Source organism: Crocinitomix catalasitica ATCC 23190 (assembly GCF_000621625.1).
In the GTDB taxonomy this organism is placed as follows: Bacteria; Bacteroidota; Bacteroidia; order Flavobacteriales_D; family Crocinitomicaceae; genus Crocinitomix; species Crocinitomix catalasitica.
Window position 1 is genome coordinate 1 of record NZ_JHXV01000039.1, and the last position, 15,623, is coordinate 15,623.

10 protein-coding genes and 1 pseudogene are annotated in these 15,623 nt (G+C 34.6%); 6 read left to right on the forward strand and 5 right to left on the reverse strand.

Features of this window, described 5'->3' with window-relative positions:
* Positions 1 to 6: 6 nt before the first annotated feature.
* Complete coding sequence (locus T367_RS0117145; protein WP_051568640.1) at positions 7 to 177, forward strand: transposase; 171 nt, start codon at positions 7 to 9, stop codon at positions 175 to 177.
* A 369-nt stretch (positions 178 to 546) separates the two neighbouring features.
* Here T367_RS0117145 and T367_RS0117150 read toward each other — a convergent pair whose 3' ends face one another.
* Complete coding sequence (locus T367_RS0117150; RefSeq protein ID WP_027420954.1) at positions 547 to 738, reverse strand: cold-shock protein; 192 nt, start codon at positions 736 to 738, stop codon at positions 547 to 549.
* Between the two features lie 229 nt (positions 739 to 967).
* On the opposite strand from T367_RS0117150, the gene T367_RS0117155 reads away from it, so the two are divergent.
* Entirely contained in the window at positions 968 to 3,100 is a 2,133-nt protein-coding gene (locus tag T367_RS0117155) for a prolyl oligopeptidase family serine peptidase (RefSeq protein WP_035845516.1), read from the forward strand.
* A gap of 108 nt (positions 3,101 to 3,208) precedes the next feature.
* Here T367_RS0117155 and T367_RS0117160 read toward each other — a convergent pair whose 3' ends face one another.
* The 3 genes from T367_RS0117160 to T367_RS0117170 all read right to left on the reverse strand — a co-directional run bounded on the left by T367_RS0117160 (position 3,209) and on the right by T367_RS0117170 (position 5,697).
* On the reverse strand, positions 3,209 to 4,102 hold the full coding sequence (locus tag T367_RS0117160; protein ID WP_027420956.1) for a pirin family protein: 894 nt from the start codon (positions 4,100 to 4,102) through the stop codon (positions 3,209 to 3,211).
* A gap of 82 nt (positions 4,103 to 4,184) precedes the next feature.
* A complete protein-coding gene (locus T367_RS0117165) occupies positions 4,185 to 4,904 on the reverse strand; it encodes a flavodoxin family protein (protein ID WP_027420957.1) in 720 nt (239 codons plus the stop codon).
* 43 nt (positions 4,905 to 4,947) lie between these two features.
* Positions 4,948 to 5,697 carry a superoxide dismutase gene (locus tag T367_RS0117170; protein ID WP_245593070.1) on the reverse strand — a complete coding sequence of 250 codons (750 nt, stop codon included), beginning with the start codon at positions 5,695 to 5,697 and terminating at the stop codon, positions 4,948 to 4,950.
* Between the two features lie 302 nt (positions 5,698 to 5,999).
* Between T367_RS0117170 and T367_RS0117175 the strand changes: the two genes are divergently transcribed.
* Both T367_RS0117175 and T367_RS0117180 read left to right on the forward strand, forming a co-directional pair.
* Positions 6,000 to 7,346 carry a paraquat-inducible protein A gene (locus T367_RS0117175; RefSeq protein ID WP_027420959.1) on the forward strand — a complete coding sequence of 449 codons (1,347 nt, stop codon included), beginning with the start codon at positions 6,000 to 6,002 and terminating at the stop codon, positions 7,344 to 7,346.
* A 123-nt stretch (positions 7,347 to 7,469) separates the two neighbouring features.
* Positions 7,470 to 9,383: a GH39 family glycosyl hydrolase gene (locus T367_RS0117180; RefSeq protein ID WP_169736083.1), complete on the forward strand. Its 1,914-nt coding sequence runs from the start codon at positions 7,470 to 7,472 to the stop codon at positions 9,381 to 9,383.
* 69 nt (positions 9,384 to 9,452) lie between these two features.
* Here the strand turns inward: T367_RS0117180 and T367_RS0117185 are convergent, their stop codons facing one another.
* Complete coding sequence (locus T367_RS0117185; RefSeq protein ID WP_027420961.1) at positions 9,453 to 9,830, reverse strand: DoxX family membrane protein; 378 nt, start codon at positions 9,828 to 9,830, stop codon at positions 9,453 to 9,455.
* Between the two features lie 173 nt (positions 9,831 to 10,003).
* Here T367_RS0117185 and T367_RS22895 point away from each other — a divergent pair.
* Both T367_RS22895 and T367_RS24225 read left to right on the forward strand, forming a co-directional pair.
* A pseudogene (locus T367_RS22895) lies at positions 10,004 to 11,620 on the forward strand (AMP-binding protein).
* A gap of 188 nt (positions 11,621 to 11,808) precedes the next feature.
* Positions 11,809 to 15,243: a T9SS type A sorting domain-containing protein gene (locus T367_RS24225; protein ID WP_027420962.1), complete on the forward strand. Its 3,435-nt coding sequence runs from the start codon at positions 11,809 to 11,811 to the stop codon at positions 15,241 to 15,243.
* Positions 15,244 to 15,623 lie beyond the last annotated feature (380 nt).

A 15,623-nucleotide genomic window follows, 5' to 3' on the forward strand; every position in this document is an offset into this window, starting at 1 on the left:
ACCATTATGAATACTATTCGAATCAACTACGAGGGGATTGTTAATTATTTTGAACACAGAAGTACAAATGCAGCTGCAGAATCTTTTAATGCAAAAATTAAAGCGTTTAGATCCCAATTTAGAGGTGTGAAAAATGTTGCTTTCTTTTTATTCAGATTAACTAAAATATATGCCTAGTCCCCAACAATTGGTCTTGATCCAAAAAAAGGAAGAAGAGGTTAAATAAAATTTAAAAGCAAATCGGGTAACCAAAAAAGTTAAAATAAAATTTTGATGATTCAAAAGTGTGACTCTAATCATATTAAGATTAACTCAAGTATTTAACTAGTCCCCAACAATTGGTCTTGATCCCTCCTTTTTCAACTTCACCTTCTTACAGGAAACACAAGCAGAAAATATTAGCGACATTAAAATTAATCCTGCGAAAATTATTATCCATTTGTTCATATTTTAGGTACGTTATAATTGAACGATTGGATTTAAAAATTGGGCACAAAAAAAGCCCTCATTAAAAATGAGGGCTTATAAATTTCACTGTATACTATATTAAAGTACTTTTACGTCAACTGCGTTTAAGCCTTTTTTACCGTCTACTAAATCAAATTCTACTTCGTCACCTTCTCTAACTTCATCAATTAATCCTGAGATGTGTACAAAATGTTCTTCATTCGAACCCTCTTCTACAATAAATCCAAATCCTTTGGCATCGTTGAAGAATTTTACCGTTCCTTTTTTCATGTTAAAATATTATTTATTATTTACTTGGGGGCAAAGGTAATACCAAATAAATTAAAAACATACTTTAATTCGAATTATATTAATATTATACCTATTTTATACTATTTGCAATATTAAAACAAACACCCTAACCCTTCACTAGCAACAACTTACGCTCTAAACGTTTCAATAAATTAAAAAAGTACAATAATTCCTCTAAGTTTAGTATTTTTGAGAAAAACCTTTGCAAATGAGACTTATTTATACAATTTCAGCGAGTTTATTCGTGCTAGCAGCATGTAATACAGAAGAACCAAATAATACAGAAGTGGTAACATTTAACTATCCAGAAACATTAAAAAAAGCAGATTCGGCCATATACTTTGGCGAAACAGTTAAAGACCCTTACTATTGGTTAGAAGATGATCGAAGTCCAGAAACGGAGAATTGGGTACAAGAACAAAATAAATTTACTGCAGATTATTTGTCTCAAATAGACTTTAAAGATCAACTCAAAGATCGTTTCTCTGAATTATGGGATTACGAAAAATTTGGTTCTCCTTTTAAAAAGGGTGACAATACTTATTATTATAAGAATGATGGTTTACAAAATCAGTATGTTGTCTATAAAATAGGTGAAGACGGTAAAGATGAGGTATTCCTAGATCCGAATAAATTCTCTGAGGATGGAACAGTATCATTAAGTCAATTGAGTTTTTCGGAAGATGGAAAGCTTGCTGCTTATGCTATTTCTGAAGGCGGAAGTGATTGGAGAAAAGTCATTATTATTGATACAGAATCTTTAGAACAAGTTGAAGACACATTAATCGATATTAAATTCAGTGGCTTAAGTTGGAAAAGTAACGACGGATTTTATTATTCAAGTTATGATAAGCCTGAGGGAAGTGAATTGTCTGCAAAAACAGATCAACATAAATTATATTACCACAAATTGGGTACAGCTCAAAAGGATGACAAAATTATTTTCGGTGACATTCCTTCGCAAAAAAGACGTTATGTTGGTGGAAGTGTGACGGAAGATAATCGCTATTTGTTTATAAGTGGTTCGAATTCTACTTCTGGAAACGAACTATACATGGTAGACTTGATTAAGAATCCAAATAAAATAGTCCCTATTCTAACCGATTTTGACAGTGATTCTTATGTAATAGAAAATGAAGGAACAAAATTATATATTGTAACAAATCTGCATGCTCCTAATAAACGAATTGTAACTGTAGACGCATCGAATCCTAGTCCTGAAAATTGGGTTGACTTTATTCCTGAAACCAATCAGGTACTGTCTCCATCAACAGGAGGAGGTTATTTCTTTGCTAGTTATATGAAAGATGCCATCTCTGTTGTCACACAATATAATTATGAAGGTCATTCGTATGGAGAAATTGATTTACCTGGAATAGGCACAGCAAATGGTTTTGGAGGTGAAAAAGAAGATACGGTTATCTATTTTTCTTTCAGTAATTACCATACACCTGGTAGCATTTATACTTATAAGCCAGTAACAAAGACCTCAGCACTTTATTGGTCACCTGAAATTGATTTTGATCAAAATGATTTTGAATCGACGCAAGTTTTTTATGATTCTAAAGATGGAACAACTATTCCGATGATTATTACACATAAAAAAGGATTAGAATTAAACGGAAAGAATCCTACAATCCTTTATGGATACGGAGGATTTAACATCAGTCTAACACCTTCATTTAGTATTAATAATGTAATATGGATGGAGCAAGGCGGAGTGTTTGCCGTTCCAAATATTAGAGGTGGTGGTGAATATGGTAAAGCATGGCACGATGCAGGTACTCAATTGAAAAAACAAAATGTATTTGATGACTTTATTGCCGCTGCTGAATTCCTAATTCAAGAGAAATATACTTCAAGTGATTATTTAGCGATTAAAGGAGGATCTAATGGTGGTTTATTGGTTGGTGCCGTAATGACACAAAGACCTGACCTTATTAAAGTAGCACTGCCTGCTGTTGGCGTTTTAGACATGTTACGTTACCACACTTTTACTGCTGGTGCTGGTTGGTCGTATGATTATGGTACTTCTGATCAATCTGAAGAAATGTTTAAATATTTATTGGGTTATTCTCCTGTTCACAATGTGAAAGAAGGCGTAAAATATCCAGCAACAATGGTAACTACTGGAGATCATGATGACAGAGTTGTTCCTGCACATTCATTTAAGTTTATTGCAGAATTACAAGCCAAACAAAAAGGTCCGAATCCAGTATTGATTCGTATTGAAACGGATGGCGGACATGGCGCTGGAACCCCCGTAAGCAAGGTCATCGAAAACAGTGTTGACCAAATGAGCTTTACACTTTACAATATGGGATTGGGTTTAAAAGAGTAAACCTCTCATCAATAAGAATACGATTAAAGGCAGCGAATTGATTTTCGTTGCCTTTTTCATTTTCTTATAATGCGTATAGCTGTTTAATTAATCTGGTAATATACATTATCACTTCTTATCCTTGAATGGCATATTTGGCAAAGCAATATAACTATCGTCTCCCGGGATCATTTTAAAAGCTTTATTTATCCAATTGGCTTTTGCAGCTTCTAAAATTTCATCATTCGATGCGACGAAATTCCAATGAATTAAACGAGGTTCTTCAAAAGGCTCACCTCCAAATAAAAACACCTTTGAATTGTCTCCAATTTTAAAGCAACAGGTATCGTCCGAATTTGAAACCAGCATATTTCCTTCTTCAATAATCTCTCCGTCAATTTCAATCGATCCACTCACTACACAAATGCCAATTTCACCGTATAAATTATCTGCCGTATTAATATGACTTGCTTCTTTTGAATTTAATTCAATCATGAACAATTTGGAATATACGGGAACAGGAGATTGTCTGCCATAACCTTCGCCAGCCACTAATTTATACCTAACACTACCCTCTTGCCAATTAGGTAAATCGTTTGCAGCTGCGTGGAAAAAACTAGGCTCAATATTTTCTTTGTCTTTTGGTAAGGCGACCCAAATTTGATAACCATGCATTTCATGTGCATTCCCATCTTTTAAAGATTCAGGCGTACGTTCTGTATGTACAACACCCTTACCAGCTGTCATCCAATTAACAGAACCGGGTTGAATTATATGATGGGCTCCGGTCGAATCTGTATGTTCGACTTGTCCTGCAATTAAATACGTCAATGTCGACAACCCAACATGTGGATGCTGTCCTACATCCATATAATTTCCTGGTTCAACATAAGTAGGTCCCATATGGTCGATAAAAATAAAAGGACCAACCATTCGTTTTGACAGGAATGGAAGAATTCTACCTACCTTAAAATTCCCAATACTCCTACTCCGCTCTGCAATAATTAAATTCTTATTCGACATCCTATTCTTATTTAAAATTAAAAATAGGAATAAGTTTTAAAAAAGCGATTTAAATTATAAATTCTAAGTAAAGATTAGTCAACTAACGGTACTCAGGATTTTCAAAAGACCAATGCGTTCCAGCGTCCCATTCTTTTCTCGAATTTCCGTAGGCGGAATAACCACCTTGCTCCTTTAATGTTTTCGCTAAATGCATTAAATTATATGCCATGAAGGTTGTATTTCGATTCGTAAAGTCATTCTTTTTCGCGTTAGCTTCTTCATCCAAATAACTTGGACCTGGTCCTGCTTCACCTATCCATCCACAATCGGCTTGCGGAGGAATTGAATATCCTATATGTTGCAAAGCATATAAAATTGACATGGCACAATGTTTTATTCCATCTTCATTTCCCGTCACAATACATCCTGCAACTTTTCCATAAAGCGAATATTGCCCTTTCTTATTCTGTAAACCACTCATGGCGTATAGACGTTCGATTAATAAAGTAGCAACTGACGATTTTTCTCCAAGCCAAATCGGAGTGCCAACGACCAAAATATCCGCCGATTCAATCTTTTCAAAGATACTAGGCCATTCATCTTTTTCCACGCCTTGTGTTGTCATATCCGGATAAACCCCAAAAGCAATATCATGATTTACAAATCGCAAATACTCAACTGTTACATCTTCTTTTCGCATGATATCCATCGCTACCTCCATTAAACCATGGGTATGACTTTGTCTTGGTGATTTTTTAAGTGTACAATTGATAAATACAGCTTTTAATTTACTGAAATCTGGTTTCTCTTTATTTTCCATATCTTATATTTTATTGATGCTGCCTTCTGATTTTAATTAGCTTTTAGCCAATTGCCACAAGGTATTTTTCTTCTACTTTTTTCCAATTCACGATATCCATTATGTTTTCTAAATATTGCTTGCGCTCATTTTGATAATTCAAATAATAAGCATGCTCCCAAACATCAATACCCAATATCGGTGTACCATGATCGGTTACTAAATTTTTCATTAATGGATTATCTTGATTCGGCGTACTTGATAAAAATAATTCGTCATTATTATCTACACTTAACCATGTCCATCCTGAACCAAAAACAGCAACCCCATTCTCAATCATTTTAGCTTTTAATTCGCCTACAGATCCGAACTTTGAATTAATCTTGGCCTTAAATTCTGGTGAGCATTCAGGTGAATCTGTAGGATCTAATATTTCCCAAAAAAGGGAATGATTATAATGTCCTCCTCCGTTTTGTCTTAGCTTATCATCATCTTCATTCTCTTTGATCGCAGCGAACAATTGCGGCAGCGTATTGACATTACCATTATAATTTTCTAATGCCTTATTTAATTTCTTTACATAACCCGCATGATGTTTTGTATGATGAATTTCCATCGTTTCCGCATCAATTGTAGGCGCTAAAGCACTATAAGCATAACCCAAGGCTGGTAAAGTATAAATTGGAAGCACTTTTGTATCATTATCTCTTAATACATTATTGTTCTTGTCTGTCGTGGAACAACTATAAAACGACATTATACTAATGCCTGCTGCAAACAAGGCGGTCTTCTTTATAAACTCGTCTCTATTCATGATATTTAGATTTATATGTTAAATATTTTCAATTTCTTATACTACATCCTAGAGAACATATTTAATACCAAAAGCTTATAGCCATAAAACAATGGAATCATTGTAATTTGACTGCGTTTATTATCTACAATAATGGGGAAATAGCGAACAAGCCATGTGATTTTAAAGGTGGCTTATTAAATGATTCGAATCATATTAACACATGGTTATCACTTATTAATGAACAAGTTAAACATCCGTTTTTTATGTCAGGCATATAATTTGAAAAGGTTATTTCGAAATATTAACCTAACACTTAACCAATGAGACAAAAAAACAAGATACGTGGAATCAGCTATATACTTTTTTTAAACATTGTTCTAGTCGCAGGATTAATAATTGGATTCAATGCTTTGAAAGATGCGCAAAAAATCAATCAAATTAAAAACGATTATTTTTCAGCCAATCAAATTTCTTTAGGTCTTTTAGATCCGCTTAATTGGAGTAATCAAGTGAATACGATTCTACAAATGGAAGTTGACTCGTTTAGCTTGTCAGCGAAAAACGAGAAAATTCTAGAACAGGAAATTCAAAATGTGATGCACCGTGTTTTTGATGAGATAGAAATCGTTTTAAACGAAGAACAAGATCAAGTAAAAGATAAGATTAAATTTGGATTATTAAGAGGTGCTATTGATTTGGGAAAATTTAAAGAAAGAATTCCACAGTTTTCAGATGCCATACTTGACGAAATAGAAAAAGCCTCTAACAAAGACGAAGTAAAAGAAGTACTTAAACAAAGTGTAACCAAAGCTTTAAAGATTGAAGAAAACCAGGCGCAAACCATGCGAGATAGTATCATTACGCAATATGGTGTAGACTCCCTTACCTCATTTAATACTGTAGCGTCCGAACAAGCCAGTGTATTAGAATTAGATCAACGGAATAGAAGTTGGGCGCTGATATCCTTAATGATTATTATGCTTTTAACTTGGTTTATATCCATTAGAATGAAAGACTTTTTAATTCTCACATTTATCTATTGTGTATTATTAGCATTTGTCAACCTTGTTATCGCCATTAACTTACCGATGATTGAAATAGACGCCCGTATTGACCAATTAGATATCCCTATTTTATCCTCTAATATTCTTTTCAGCGACCAAATTATTTTTTATCAGAGTAAAAGTATTTTTGATGTGATTAGTTTAATGATGACCAAAGGAAAATTAGATGCTGTTTTTGTAGGTGTATTACTCTTTATTTTCAGTGTTATATTTCCCGTATTCAAATTAATTTCCTCTATTATTTATCTGTTCATGAAATATAAAGCAGGTAAGATCGTAAAATACATTGCCTTTAAATCAGGTAAATGGTCGATGGCAGATGTTATGGTAATTGCAATATTTATGGCTTTTGTAGGTTTTCAAGGCATACTTGATGCGCAATTGGCAGATTTAGAAATGTCAGCTGAAAAGATTAATCTACTTTCTACCAATCGAACGAATTTACAATATGGATACCTTGTATTCGTTGCCTTTGTTTTGAGTAATTTGGTATTATCTGAAATCTTAAAATACATTACTAAAAAGAATCTTTTGGCAAACGAATTGAATGATACAACAAATGATATAGCAACTGATCAAAAAATTAAGCCAATAACTCATTAAAATTTGATTATATTATAAAGCTTATCTTTAGCTTAAAACAGCCAATGTCACTCCATTTAATTTGCCATAAATGATTAGAATGGTTACATTGAAGCATTATTTCTTCAAACTTAAAAGATGAAAATGCTCAAATTCTTCCTCATATTTAGTTGCTCATTTTTATCTGTCTTTTTATTTGGCCAAACCGAGATTCAAATATTCCCAGATTCACTGCAGGGTTCAATTAATCAAAATTTTAAACCAGGCGTCTTCTATGTTCCTAAAACAGATGCTGCTGGGGAAGACTTTATGGGGAACGGAATTTTTCAAAACTCAATTCGAACACATGTTGTTGAGTCCGCATTAAACAATGCTGAAAATATAGATGAATGTATAGCTATTCTTGAAAGTGTAGAATCGATTTTAATTGACCTCTCTGAAAAGTGCGAAAAATTCGTAATCATCTTTGAAAAAATGCCAGCATGGCTCAGTAGTTCGGTTGATGGATCTCCTGCCGAATCGCATGGATGGTATGTCCTAAACACCGTTCGACCGAGAGATTGGGAGCAATGGCAAACAGTAGTTGAAACAATTACAGACAAATTAATTAACGGTTTTGGTATTGAGAATGCTTATTTCGAATTCTGGAATGAGCCTGATATTGGTTCATGGTCTGGAACTGTGGATGAATATCTCGAATTATACAAAAGAACTTACGACGGAGTAAAGGCTATAGATATTAACCTGCCTTTTGGTGGACCAGCAGTCAATTATTGGGCGAATAATATCTATTGGCAACCTGCACCAGGCTTTATACCAAATGATATTGCCGATGGCAGTTTAATTACTGAATTGCTTTCATATGGTATTGAAAATGGTCGCGTACCCGATTTTATTACTTGGCATAATTTTAACTTGACGCACCAAGAGTTTTCAAATGCATCCAATTATATCACTTATAAATGTGCTGAACTCGGCATTGATTTACCCCCTTTGTTGATTTCTGAATGGAATGCTCCTTCTGCAACGAGAGATACCCCTGTCCACAAATCATTTTTAATCAAAAGTCTCATTGAAATAAGTAAGACTGAAACAGCAAATAATATGATTGCTGCTTGGCAAGATTTTGAGTATGATCCTGCTGAATTCCATAAAGAATATGGTTTATTAACTTATGGAGCACTGCGGAAACCTGCTTATAATGCAGTATTACTTGCCAATCAATTAAATGGTATTCACTGTAAAAATACAAGTATTGATCCTATTGAGCTTTTAACAACGGTTAATGATGATTCCTTATACATGCTATTGACTAATTATTGCCCTCCGGCATTCTTCTCCGCATTTAATGACATTCTACAATCTGGACGCTTTAATGTTTATGATTTAGAAGATGCTGGTTTTATTGATATTGATGGAGGTGATGTTACTTATCTCGAATCAATACTTAATGGAGACGCAACAATCCCTAACGACACCCCCGTAGAAATTGCGGTCAATAATGCTGTTTCAATTTTTCAATTCTATGATTCTTTAGGAAGTCATCCGCGCGCTTATACGATTGAACTACCGAATTATACTGATTCTTATAATGGGCAATATTATTTGATTGACGATGAGACGAATAATATGCAATTTAAATACGATTCATTAATTAGCGAAGGAAGAACACAAGATGAAGCGATTCTTGAGCTACTGCCCGATCAATGGATACAAGCAAGTGACATCATTTTTGCAGATGGAAAAGCGGAGATAAGTTTGATGCCAAATGCATTGGTCTTGTTTAAAGTAAATATCGATGGTCTTGGATCAGTAATCAACGAATTCGGTACAAATTATTTCAACTTCTACCCTAACCCTAGTAATCATGAACTAACATTCACTGGGATATCTGAACCGACAACATTCAAAATTTATAATATCCATGGACAGACTGTAAAAACATTTATGGTGAACGGAACAGCTGAAACAATATCTATCAGTAATTTAGAGAAAGGGATTTATTTTATTGGAATGGTTAATGAATCAAACAGTTATCAAAAATTCATTAAGCACTAATAGCAAAGCATAAAAAAAGCTCGACCTATTTAAAGATCGAGCTTTTTTTGAATATTTAAACCGGAGCGATTATTTCGAAATCATTGGTAAATACTTTTCTTTATTGTCAATAATTACAACAATGTTAATCACAAATAAGATTATTGACATTATCAAGCCGTCTGGTGCCTGTAGTATATGGAATAATAAAATCCCCAAAATTATCGGAAATAAAACGATAGCTCCTAATGCCCTTGTTTTTGGAATTGCAAATAGAATCCCACCTACAATCTCAGCCAATGCAATTAATGGAATCATCCATCCTGAACCAGCAAATGCCATCATTAAACTACCAGCATCCTCTGGTAAAGGTGGCATTTCCATAAATCCGAAGAATTTATTTAAACCTGAATTTAGCATCATTAATCCTAAAAGAATTCCTAACACCAATAGTATTTTATTTTTCATAAATCAATTTATATGTTTAAACAAATATAATTAAAAAAGAGTATGTGCAACATTTTTAATTAAGTTTCTTCATTAAGTGAAATTACAGCTGAATCTATAATTCAGTTATAAATACGACTCTATGTTATATAATTATTCATTAAATTTAAATTTTAACACAATATTGAATTGCAATGCTAAACCTATCTTATACCTCAATCGCCTCTAATCATCCATTACTAGGAGAAATAATTAGCGAAAACTTGAAAAAGACAGTCGAAAAGTACCCCACAAATGACGCATTAGTTAGTCTCCATCAAAATTACAAAGTCACTTATGAGGAATTCTATAAAGATGTCATTCAATTAGCTAAAGCTTTCCTTGCCGATGGTATTGAATTTGGTGATAGAGTTGGGATTTGGGCGCCGAACTGTTATGAATGGGTCCTTGTACAATATGCCACTGCTGAAATTGGCGCAATCTAAGTCAATTTAAATCCAGCATATAGAAAACACGAAGTAAAGTTTGCAATCAACCAATCTGAAATCTCATACATAGTCGCGTCAGCCAAATACAAGACCAGTGATTATCGAAAAATGCTCAATGAAATATCAGAAAATTGCTTAACACTGAAGAAGGTTACATATTTGAACACTTCTGATTGGACAAATTTACTGGCTAAATCTGTACAAATAGCTGATTCGACACTGCACGAAACAACAAAAAAAATTGATTTTGATCAACCTATCAACATACAATACACATCTGGCACAACAGGATTCCCAAAAGGCGTTACGCTAAGTCATCACAATGTTTTAAATAATGGTTTTTTTATTGCTCGACGTTTACAATATTCAGATAAAGACAGGGTTTGTATACCTGTTCCGTTCTACCATTGTTTTGGAATGGTGATCGGTAATTTAGCTTGTACTTCTCATGGAGCTTGCATTGTCATTCCTAATGACGCTTTTGATCCTGAATTAACCTTAAAAGCTGTAGAACAAGAAAAATGCACCTCCTTATATGGTGTACCGACCATGTATATCGCCGAATTGTCTTTGGATACTTTCCATAACTATAATTTATCGAGCTTAAGAACTGGAGTCATGGCAGGATCAACATGTCCTGAAGAGATAATGAAACGCGTTCAATCTGAAATGAACATGAAAGACGTTACTGTTTGTTATGGAATGACAGAGACCTCCCCTGTTTCTTTACAAACTAAAATTGGAACACCGCTGCAAAAGCAAGTATCAACCGTAGGCTCAGTATTAGAGCATTTAGAAGTAAAAATCATTCATCCTGAAACTGGTAAAACATTGCCTATTGGTTCAGAAGGTGAACTCTGTACACGCGGTTATTCCGTGATGTTGGGGTATTGGAACAATCCTGAAACAACCGCTCAAGTGATTGATAAATCTCGTTGGATGCATTCCGGCGATTTGGCGATAATGGATGAGGAAGGTTACGTCAGCATATCAGGTCGAATAAAAGATTTAATCATTCGAGGTGGTGAAAATATTTCCCCGAAGTCAATCGAAGATTTTTTGTATACTCATCCTAAGGTATTAGACGTTCAAATTATTGGCGTTCCAAGCGCAAAATATGGAGAAGAGATTATGGCTTGGGTGAAACCACATCAAAATAGTGATTGTACTCAAGACGAATTACTCGCTTTTTGCAAGAATCAAATCGCTCACTTTAATATTCCAAAGTATTGGAAATTCGTTGACGGTTTCCCGATGACAGTTTCAGGTAAAATAAGAAAAGTAGAAATGCGCGAAATATCAATTCAAGAATTGGGGCTGTAGCTATTCAGACTTAAAGTGTAATTATCTACTGGTTGAATTCAATAAAAAACCAATTAAAATCTTAGTCGACTGTTAATCAACCTTTGTCGAAAAGTAAGTGTCAGATTTTTTAGTTCGGCTAATATTCCATAGATTCAGGGCTTTAGAACCCAAAACAATCTGTATTTCACAGATTAAAACCCCAAATTATGAAAAAAATATACCTACTTTCAACCTTATTTCTAACCTGTTTTTCGCTTTTCGGACAAACAGAATATGAAATATTCCAATTGGCTAATACTGAAGTCACTGAATCTATAAAACTCGACTTAACAAACGAACATAGCATTATAGAAATAAATCAAACCAAATGGGAAGCTTTATTAAATGATCACCCTGAAGAATTAAACATTCAAATACCTTTTCAAGGTGAATTACTAAATCTAAGAATGTCCAAAGTTGAACTAATAAAAAACAATTTTGTCGTTCGAACGAGTTCTGGAAAGGACATCAAATACAATAAAGTATCTAAAAGTGTTTTCTACCAAGGTGTTTTTGAAGGATATGAAAATTCACATTTTGCATTGAGTATTTTAAATAAAGAAATTATTGGTATCGGATCTATTCCTGGAATTGGCGATGTTAACCTAGGAAAATTAAATAGTTTTGAGCAATATATCTTCTTCAGTGAAGCAGCACTTAGTCATGGAAATCCATTCGCTTGTAATGCTCCTGAAGATTTTGAAGATGATTTGATTTTAGAAGGTTTTTCACCTGACATTCCAGAACCAGCTGGTTTAGAGGGAGAATGTGTCGGTGTTTATTTTGAAATTGATGAAGACATCTATCTAGGGAAAGGTGGCGTAATTGAAGCTGCTGATTATATCATTGCGCTTTTTAACGAAGTGGCATTAGTTTATGATGGCGACGAAATTGGTGTTTACATCTCTGACATCTTTGTATGGGAAGTAGAAAGTCCTTATGATGGCATCACTTCTACCCTAGATTTATTAGAATTATTCGGTACTGAAAGAGATGAATGGACAGGTGATTTAGCTCATTTTGTATCTTATCGCGGTAACGGTGGAATCGCATGGGTGAATACACTTTGTCATTTTAATCAATATTATAGAAAAGCTGTAAGTGATGTTTATTCTACCTTTGCAGAGGTTCCCGTATATTCGTGGAGTGTAGAAGTTGTTTCGCATGAAATGGGACACAATTTGGGATCCCCACATACACATGCTTGTTTCTGGAATGGTGATGATACTCCAATTGATGGTTGCGGACCTGCCGCTGGTTATTCGGAAGGTTGTGATGGACCTTTACCTGAAGATGGTACAGTGATGAGCTATTGTCATTTAACAGGTGTAGGAATTGATTTAGCTTTGGGCTTTGGTGAACAACCTGCAGAATTAATTTTAGATCGAATCGCATCAGCGACTTGCCTTTTACCATGTCCTGAAGATAGATTAATCGATGCTGAAGTTTCAAGTGTAGATGTAACATCTTTAACTTGTGAAGGAGATGTGATAACGGCTGAATTAACACTTATAAACAATGGACATGATGATCTTGAAAGTGTCGATATCATTGTAAAGGTTGATGATGTATTAGAAGAAACAATTAGCTGGACAGGAGCACTTGCCAGTGGATTATCAGCAACAGTAGATATTAGTGATTTAACTTTAGATCTTGGAGAACATACTTTGCGCATAGAACTTGAAAATCCGAATGGCGTTGACGATATGGATATTGATAACGATACACTCGAAATCGTGTTTGAAGTAACGGCTTATCCAATTCTTGAAATTGATAGTTATTCAAATATTTCTTGTGCTGGTTTAGTTGATGGCGAGATTGATGTGATCGTTTCTAGTGGAACACCTGACTATACTTATCTATGGAATAATGGAGCAGGCGCTGAAGAAGATGCCACTGGTCTTTCTGAAAACACATATACCTTAACGGTTACTGATGCTGAAGGGTGTGCGACTGAGATTTCTCAAGCGATCAGTGAACCAGTTGAATTAGTAGCGACTGCTACGGTGGTTACACAAGTTGCTTGTTTTGGAGATTTAACAGGAGAAGCAAATGTGACTGTTGTTGGTGGTATAGAAGATTATACTTATTCATGGTCTACTGGTGGCGATGAAGCTACAGAAACTGGTCTTGGCGTTGGATCTTATACGATTACGGTAGAAGATGCGAATGGATGTACAGATGAACGAACAATAACTATTACAGAACCGCATGAATTAGTAGCAACTGCATCAGTAATTGCTGAACCTATTTGTTATGCCGATTTAACTGGCGAAGGAAATGTAACAGTTGCTGGAGGTGTTGCTCCATACACTTATTCTTGGTCTAGTGGCGGTGACGAAGCGACTGAAACCGGTCTGGGAGCTGGAACATATACCGTAACTGTTGAAGATGCGAATGGATGTTCAACTGAACAATCGATTACAATCACTGCACCGACTGATTTAGTTGCGATAGTAACTGCAACTGCCGAACCCCTTTGTTTCTCTGATCTAACAGGCGAAGCAAATGCTGAAGTAACAGGTGGTGTTGGTGCTTATACTTATTTATGGTCAACTGGCGGAACAGAAGCAACTGAGTCTGGACTTGGCGCTGGAACATATACAATAACTGTTGAAGATGAAAATGGATGTACCACTGAAGAATCAATAACAATTACTGAACCTGCTCTATTAACTGCAATAGGAACTGTAGTTGATGAACCTTTATGTTTTGGTGATTTAACTGGTGAAGCAAATGTTGCTGTAACTGGAGGTGTTGAAGATTATACTTATTCATGGTCTAGTGGCGGTGATGAAGCAACCGAAACAAGAATAGGAGCTGGTACTTATAATATTAGAATTCAAGATGCCAACGGTTGTACTGCTGAACAAACAATTACAATTACTGAACCTGAAGAATTAATTGTTATCACTAGTATAATCGCTGAACCTATTTGTTTTGGAGATTCGACTGGAGAAGCAGAAGTTACAGTAACAGGCGGTGTTGAAGATTATAATTATGCGTGGTCGAGCGGCGGTGATGCAGTAACAGAAACCGGTCTTGGTGCAGGCATGCACACAATCATTGTAGAGGATTATAACGGTTGTGTTAACGAACAATCAATCACCATTACTTCACCTGACGAAATTGAAGCGGACGCATTTATTGAATCCGTAATATTTGGTACTGATGGTTCTATTGATGTAACAATAACTGGAGGCACACCAGAATATATGTATGCATGGAGCAACGGTGAAGTAACTGAAGATATTACCGATTTGGAATCAGGTACCTATACCCTAACCGTTACCGATGAAAATGGATGTACTGCTGAATTCGAATTCCTATTAGAAAGCCAATTAGGTATTGATAATGTTTCGAATAATGGCTTTAAAATCTACCCAAATCCTGCAACTACCACTGTTTATATTTCGAATGATGAGCAAGTAGAAATCTTGTCCATTCAATTGTACAATTCATTAGGCCAATTGGTCTTCACTGAAAATGCAGGAACGGAAACGAGTTATACCATTAATGTATCTCAATTCGCTAAAGGCGTTTATTATATCAATTTAAATACTGAGAACCAAGTTCAAACAATGAAATTATTGATTGAGTAAGAAAAATTTTTGTTTGTTTTTTTTGTTTGAGGAAAGTAGGTGCCGCGAGGTACCTACTTTTTTTTGGATGTATGTGAAATAATATTTTCGATATTATGAATGGTTAATGGTCAACTATACTCACACTCCTGCACTATTCACGAATAACGGTATAATCTTTCTCATTCGTTTTGATACTTTAATCTTGATGATTTGAGTTTTCCTTGTTTTTTTTAGTGTGAAACAAAATAAAAATAGCAAATAAACTATTATTTATCTTTATATTTTTTGATTTTTTTTTGATCATTTAATTTAACGCCTAAAGTCGATCCAAAAAACGCTAACAAAAATTGAGTTATACCCTGAATTTATTACAATCGTTCAATTTCCATGATAAATTT

Coding starts and splice junctions, on each gene's coding strand:
- T367_RS0117145 (WP_051568640.1), top strand. CDS start 7: ATGAATACTATTCGAATCAACTACGAGGGGATTGTTAATTATTTTGAA.
- T367_RS0117150 (WP_027420954.1), bottom strand. CDS start 738: ATGAAAAAAGGAACGGTAAAATTCTTCAACGATGCCAAAGGATTTGGA.
- T367_RS0117155 (WP_035845516.1), top strand. CDS start 968: ATGAGACTTATTTATACAATTTCAGCGAGTTTATTCGTGCTAGCAGCA.
- T367_RS0117160 (WP_027420956.1), bottom strand. CDS start 4,102: ATGTCGAATAAGAATTTAATTATTGCAGAGCGGAGTAGGAGTATTGGG.
- T367_RS0117165 (WP_027420957.1), bottom strand. CDS start 4,904: ATGGAAAATAAAGAGAAACCAGATTTCAGTAAATTAAAAGCTGTATTT.
- T367_RS0117170 (WP_245593070.1), bottom strand. CDS start 5,697: ATGAATAGAGACGAGTTTATAAAGAAGACCGCCTTGTTTGCAGCAGGC.
- T367_RS0117175 (WP_027420959.1), top strand. CDS start 6,000: ATGAGACAAAAAAACAAGATACGTGGAATCAGCTATATACTTTTTTTA.
- T367_RS0117180 (WP_169736083.1), top strand. CDS start 7,470: ATGCTCAAATTCTTCCTCATATTTAGTTGCTCATTTTTATCTGTCTTT.
- T367_RS0117185 (WP_027420961.1), bottom strand. CDS start 9,830: ATGAAAAATAAAATACTATTGGTGTTAGGAATTCTTTTAGGATTAATG.
- T367_RS24225 (WP_027420962.1), top strand. CDS start 11,809: ATGAAAAAAATATACCTACTTTCAACCTTATTTCTAACCTGTTTTTCG.